The organism is Rubrivivax gelatinosus, assembly GCF_016583785.1.
Classification (GTDB): domain Bacteria; phylum Pseudomonadota; class Gammaproteobacteria; order Burkholderiales; family Burkholderiaceae_C; genus Rubrivivax; species Rubrivivax gelatinosus_B.
Map to the genome: position 1 here is coordinate 1 of NZ_NRRU01000169.1, position 6,209 is coordinate 6,209.

General features: G+C 69.4%; 8 protein-coding genes. 6 read left to right on the forward strand and 2 right to left on the reverse strand.

From position 1 onward, the window contains the following. Nucleotides 1-174: 174 nt before the first annotated feature. The 6 genes from CKO43_RS24590 (at nt 175) to CKO43_RS24615 (ending at nt 3,483) form a co-directional block, all read left to right on the forward strand. A complete protein-coding gene (locus tag CKO43_RS24590) occupies nt 175-990 on the forward strand; it encodes a cyclase family protein (RefSeq protein WP_346014486.1) in 816 nt (271 codons plus the stop codon). Between the two features lie 15 nt (nt 991-1,005). Then, a complete protein-coding gene (locus CKO43_RS24595; protein ID WP_200231474.1) occupies nt 1,006-1,473 on the forward strand; it encodes a lipocalin-like domain-containing protein in 468 nt (155 codons plus the stop codon). A 146-nt stretch (nt 1,474-1,619) separates the two neighbouring features. After that, complete coding sequence (locus CKO43_RS24600) at nt 1,620-2,105, forward strand: hypothetical protein (RefSeq protein WP_200380314.1); 486 nt, start codon at nt 1,620-1,622, stop codon at nt 2,103-2,105. A 12-nt stretch (nt 2,106-2,117) separates the two neighbouring features. Further along, nucleotides 2,118-3,092, forward strand: coding sequence for a bifunctional enoyl-CoA hydratase/phosphate acetyltransferase (locus CKO43_RS24605; protein WP_200380315.1), 975 nt, complete (start codon nt 2,118-2,120; stop codon nt 3,090-3,092). Between the two features lie 10 nt (nt 3,093-3,102). Further along, complete coding sequence (locus tag CKO43_RS24610; protein WP_200231471.1) at nt 3,103-3,252, forward strand: hypothetical protein; 150 nt, start codon at nt 3,103-3,105, stop codon at nt 3,250-3,252. A gap of 27 nt (nt 3,253-3,279) precedes the next feature. Further along, nucleotides 3,280-3,483: a hypothetical protein gene (locus CKO43_RS24615; RefSeq protein ID WP_200380316.1), complete on the forward strand. Its 204-nt coding sequence runs from the start codon at nt 3,280-3,282 to the stop codon at nt 3,481-3,483. Between the two features lie 154 nt (nt 3,484-3,637). Here the strand turns inward: CKO43_RS24615 and CKO43_RS24620 are convergent, their stop codons facing one another. After that, nucleotides 3,638-5,773, reverse strand: a complete 2,136-nt coding sequence (locus tag CKO43_RS24620) for a bifunctional 2',3'-cyclic-nucleotide 2'-phosphodiesterase/3'-nucleotidase (RefSeq protein WP_200380317.1) — start codon at nt 5,771-5,773, stop codon at nt 3,638-3,640. Between the two features lie 247 nt (nt 5,774-6,020). Beyond that, nucleotides 6,021-6,209 (reverse strand): hypothetical protein (locus CKO43_RS24625; protein ID WP_200380318.1); only part of this gene is annotated, 189 nt, incomplete at its 5' end.

The window sequence follows — 6,209 nt, forward strand, 5'->3', positions numbered from 1 at the left end:
GCCGCATCGCGCCCGCTTCCTCCCACTGAAAGAGTGCAGAACATGAGCAAGCTCACGGATACCAAGGCCGGCCGCCACGACGCGTCCGCGCCGGAAACCACCGCTTCCGCCAAAGGTGCCTCGAATCCCAACCGCCGCCGCATGCTGGCGCAGGCCGGCGGCATGGCCGGCCTGATGGCCGCGCTCAGCGCCTCGGCACCGGCCGTCGCGGCCGCGCCGAAGAGGCGCATCGTCGACATCTCGATGGCCATCGAGAACGACAAGCCCTCGGATCCCCCGGGCCTGGGCCCGAAGATCGTCTACCGCGGCCACACCGAGATGGCGCAGCTGATGGCCAGCTCTTTTCCCGGGCTCAAGCCCGAGGATCTGCCGGGCGGCGAAGGCTGGGCGATCGAGGAGGTGACCCTCAACACCCACAACGGCACCCACCTGGACGCGCCTTACCACTATCACTCGACGATGGACGGCGGCAAGCGCGCGCTGACCATCGACGAGGTGCCGCTGGACTGGTGCATGCGCCCCGGCGTCAAGCTCGACTTCCGCCACCTGCCCGATGGCCACGTCGTCACGGCAGCGCAGGTCGAGGCCGAACTCGCGCGCATCGGCCACAAGCTGAGCCCGCTGGACATCGTGCTGGTCAACACCTCGGCGGCCGCCAAGTACGGTTCGATGACGTATGTCGACAGCGGCTGCGGCATGGGGCGCGAGGCGACGATGTACCTGCTCGAGCGCGGCGTGCGCGTCACCGGCACCGACGCCTGGAGCTGGGACGCGCCGTTCAGCTTCACCGCCAAGCGCTACGCCCAGACACAGGACAAGAGCCTGATATGGGAAGGCCACTTCGCCGGCATCGACATCGGCTACTGCCACATGGAGAAGCTGCTGAACCTCGAGTCGCTCCCGGCCACCGGCTTCGAGGTCGTGTGCTTCCCGGTGAAGGTCCGCGGTGCATCGGCCGGCTGGACGCGCGCCGTCGCGATCCTGGCCTGAGGACGGGCGACGGACATGTCCGCAGAACTTCTCTCCCGCCGCCTGCCTGGCACCTGGGTGCTGGACTCGTTCAGCCTGGACGACGAGCAGGGCCCGCAGGTCTACCCCATGGGCCGGGCGGCGCTGGGCTACGTCAGCTACGGGGCCGACGGCTGGATGTCGTTTCAGATCTCGGTCAGCGAGCGCCGCCGCTACGACGAGCCGACCCAGGACGGCGGCAGCGTCGAGCAGACGGTGGCCGCAGCGCGCAGCTACCTCGCGTACGCCGGGCCTTACACCGTTGACGAGGCGCAGCGCACGGTCTCGCAGAAGATCCTGCAGTGCCTGATCCCGAACTGGGGCGGTGACGTGCACACGCGCCACGCGACGCTGGACGGCGACCACGGCCTGGTGCTGCGCAGCGACCCGTTCCCGATGGGCGACCGGATGCACCGCGTGGTGCTGCGCTTCCAGGCGCGCCAGGCGACGCCGCTGACGAGCTGAGGCACCGGCGCGGGGCCGGTTCACCGCGCCCCGCGCCGCCAGGCGGCACACGAGATCGCGATCGACTCGCTCACGCTTCGGTGCGGGGGCGCGTGTACGGCTGTGCCCGAAGAACGGCTGCCCCGGCACATCACCGAGGAATCGACATGAGAACGAACCGAGGACTCCAGTGGGCACCGCGCGAAAGCGTCGGCTCGCGCCGCGGCGCCCGTGTCTTCGACACCGGTGGCCCGCAGGTGCCGGCCCTGGGCGCCGCGCACATCGGTGACAAGTCGGGCCCGGCATGCGGCCCGGCCGCGGCGGTGAACTTCAGCCAGAGCAACTGGAGGATCTCCGGCGTCCAGGCCAAAGAGTTCGGCCGCCTGACGGCGGGCGTGCTGCGCACTGCGCGCGACGTCGAGTCGATCGCCGACGTCAGCTTCCTCAACACGCACGTCGGCACCAACATCAAGCCCGGCCGCGGAACCGTGACGGCCCCGGTGGCCGACAGCCGCCAGCGCCCCGACCTTGGCTACAGCCATGCGCTCGGCCCGTGCACCGACGTCTATCCCCGGGTGATGAACGACCGCTTCACCGGCCCGGAAAGCCGCGACTCCGACGGCCCGGCCGGTCGTGACGACGAGACCTCCTGACGGGTGAGCCGCATGTATTCCGACGAAACCGCCGTCCCTGTCGAGTCGCGGCGTACCGAGTGCCCGCCGGTGGCCGCCGCGCTGCACGACGCGCTGCTGAGCCGCTGCCGCAGCCTGGAACCGCTCGCCACCGCGGTTGTCTACCCCGGCAGCGAGCCGGCCCTGCGTGCCGCGGTCGACGCGGCCCAGGCGGGCTTGATCGAGCCGGTGCTGGTGGGGCCGGCACGCGAGACGCGTGCGCTGGCCGCCTGCCACGGGCTGGCGATCGACGGCTGGCGCATGGTCGATGCCGGCTCGCCGAAGGACGCAGCCGAAGCGGCGGCCCGCTTGGCGCGCAACGGCGAGGTCGGCGCGCTGATGAAGGGCGCGCTGCACACCGACGAGCTGATGAGCGCGGTGGTGCGACGGGACAGCTTGCTGCGCACCGCGGCACGCATCAGCCACGTCTTCGTGATGCACGTGCCGACCTATCCGCGCGCGCTGCTGATCACCGACGCCGCGATCAACATCTCACCGTCGCTGGAGGACAAAGCGCACATCCTCCAGAACGCGATCCACCTGGCGCAGGTGCTGGGCGTGGCGACGCCCAAGGTCGCGATCCTGTCGGCCGTGGAGACGCTGAACCCGAAGATCCCGTCAACGCTGGAAGCCGCGGTGCTGTGCAAGATGGCCGAGCGCGGCCAGATCACCGGCGGCGTGCTCGACGGCCCTCTGGCCTTCGACGACGCGATCTCGGCCGAAGCAGCGCGCACCAAGGGCATCACGTCGCCGGTGGCCGGGCAGGCCGACATCCTGCTGGTGCCCGACCTCGTGGCCGGCAACATGCTCGCCAAGCAGCTGAGCTTGCTGGCCAACGCCGACGCCGCCGGCATCGTGCTCGGCGCCAAGGTGCCGGTGATCCTGACCAGCCGTGCCGACAGCCTGCGCTCGCGCCTGGCCTCCTGCGCGATCGCCTCCCTGATGGCTGCCGCGCGTCGCGCGGGCTGAGGAGCCGGCCATGGCCAGACATGCCGCCAGCCTGGTGCTCGACGCCGGCTCGTCGAGCCTGAGGTTCCCGTTCTTGCGCGACGACCCGATGCGCGCGCCGCTGCAGCCGGTGTTCGGCGGGCAGGTGTCGGGCATCGCCGCCGTGTTCGAAAGCGTCTGAAGCCGCGTTCGCGGCAGGAGCAACATCGTGTTCATCGACGACGACAAGACCCTGAGCGACATCGAGACCGAACTGGCGTGCCTGTGCTTGGCGCTCGGCATCGACTGGGCTGACGAGACGCGGGTGCGAACGCTTGCCCGGGAGGTGCTGGCGCAGTGGAAGACCGGCGCACCGGCGCCGCGGCCTCACGCCGACCGGCACCTCATGCCGCGCTGCACGCGTCCGGCCTGATCGGCCAGCCCCCCCGTTAGCCACGCATCCATCCGGCACTCGGCACCGCCCGCCTTCACCGCGAAAACGACAAGGCCACCCGAAGGTGGCCTTGTCCGCCGCGTCACGCGGCCGAAGAGCTGCGGGCCTCGAGGGCCGCCCGCGGCCGTCTCGTTTACTGGCTCAGGTCGACGCGATAGACGGTGTAGCTGCCGGTGCCGCTGTTGACGCCGTTGTCGTCGGCCCGGTAGACGCTGACGTTCGCCAGCCCCGCTGCCTGCGCCACCGCCAGTTCGCCCTTGCCTGACTTGAACAGCACGTTGCCGGCGGTCGTGACCTTCGTGAACTGCCAGCTGCGTGCGGCGCCGTCGCTGGTACGAACCAGGTTCTGACGCGCCTTGACGTAGTTCAGCACCACTTCGCGGTTGGCGTCGGGCGCGGCCCAGACGATGTCGAACTTCTTGCCGGTGCCCAGGATGTACGGGGCGCTGGAGTTGGCGCGGTAGTTGTTCGTGGCGACGATGAACTCCTGCGCCGCATCGATAGGCTGGCCCTTGTAGCGCAGGTTCTTGATGCGCTCGCCGCCCTGGCTCGGGTCGTTGACGTTGTAGCGCGCCTGGGTGACGTCGATCTCGTAGCTGATGTCCGGCGAGGTGAAGACGTCGTAGTTGTAGCCCGGGAAGGACGAGCCGGTCTGCACGCCCGTCTTGCTGTCGTTGAGCAGCCACTGGTCCTCGGTCTTCGCCGGGTCGATGCGGTTGAAGCGCCCGGCGGCGTTCTCCAGCCACAGCTTGATCTGCGCGCCGGTGACCTTCACCGCGTTGATCGTGTTGTTGTCGTAGAGGTAGAGGTCGGCGGCGGCGGCGACGGTGAGCGATCCCGCCTTGACGTCGGTGTAGTCGGTGCTGCTGCCATAGCCGGCCTTGAACGGCGCGGTGACCGACAGCACCGGCAGCGCGGCGTACTGCGGCAGGTTCTTCTTCACGTAGTTCGCCACGTGCTCCTGCTGCGCCTGGTTGACCACCTGCAGCGCCGTCGAGTCGCCGAGTTCGGCGAACATCGAGTTCATGCGGAAGTCGCTGCTGCCGATAGGCGAGGCCACGTAGGCGCGCGTCTTCTCGTGCAGGGTCGCGACCGCTTCGACGACGGCGCTGTCGCTGGCCACGTAGGTGCTCGGGTTGCTGCCGGTCTGGATCGTGCGCACTTCGACCGCGGTGTTCCCGGTGTCGACCGACCACTTGTGCGCCGTGCCGTCCCACTTCAGCGCGTACTTGATGACGCCCAGCGCCTTGCCCCAGGAGCTGGCCATCACCGCGGGCACGCCGTTGACGGTGCCCTTGGTGTTGTCCGCGCCCTCGAAGGTGTAGGCCGGCTTGGCGCTGCGGTCGGGGAAGGTGTTGTGCTCGTGGCCCATCACGATGCCGTCGATGCCCGGCACGTCCTTCGTGATGTAGTAGCCGGGGTTCTCCATGTTCGCCGCGTAGCCGCCGGCGTTCATGCCGCCGTGCAGCAGCACGAACACCAGATCCGCGCCCTTGCGGCGGATCTCGGGCACGTACTTCGCGGCGGTATCGCGCCCGTCCTGCGTGCTGACCTTGCCGTCGAGCTTGTCCTTGTCCCAGTTCAGGATGCCGGGCGTGGTGATGCCCAGCACGCCGATCTTGATCGGGTGCGTCACGGTCGTGCCGTCGGCCTGCTTGGCCGTCAGCTGGCGTTCGAGGATGACGTAGGGCTCGACCAGCGGCTTGCCGGTCTTCAGGCTGGTGACGTTGGCCGTGACGATCGGGAATCCCGGGCCCTTGTCCTTGGAGCCGACCTTCGGGTCGACGCCGTCGACTTCCAGCCCGCCACCCAGGATCTGGCTCAGGTAGGGCAGGCCGAAGTTGAACTCGTGGTTGCCCAGCGTGCCGGCGTCGTACTTCAGCGTCGCCATCGCCTTGTACATCGTCAGCTGCTCGGTGGGCGCCAGCGGCTGCACCTGCGCCTCGTAGCTGCCCAGCACCGTGCCCTGGATCGTGTCGCCGTTGTCGACGAGCAGGGTGTTGCCGAACTCCTGGCGCGCCTGGCGGATCAGCGTCGCCGTGCGCTCCAGGCCGACCCCGTCGTCTGCCTTGTCGGAGTAGTAGTTGTAGCTGCGGGCGTAGTAGTGCAGGTCCGTCGTTTCCAGCAGCGCCAGCTCGGCGGAGGCGTCCGGCGTCGGGGCCGGGTCATCGTCGCTGCCGCAGGCCGTCAGCGCCAGCAGCGCGCCGATCAGCAGGAGCTTGTGCGGTGCGATGCCGCCACGACGCGCGCTCGATGGTTCTCTGAACAATGTCTACTCCTGTGGAGATATTTTGAGAACCGTTAATTCTTCCGACCGGTCTTAACAGCGCTGTGACCGGTGCGTGTCAGGACCGGCAGGCGGGGTGGGTGGCGGCGCTGCGCCGCGCCGCCGTCTCGACGCCTCGGTGGCGGCGCCATGCCGCTGCTTCAAGCGCGGCGAGGTCGAGCTGGTCGTTCGGATCGTCTCGGCCCGGCCATCCAGACCATCGCCCCTGGACGCCTTTCCGGGCGCGGCGTCAGGCCATCGCCGCGACGATTTGCCGCATGCCGACGTGCACGCGCGGCGTGTGGCCGTATTCGAAGGCGTTGCGCGGGCGGTTGGCGGCCACGCGCGAGAAGACGCCGATCACGCCGCCCCGGGCATCGAACACCGGCGAGCCGCTGCTGCCCATCGACGCACGAGGGCGGCGGTCAGGTGGGGGAGG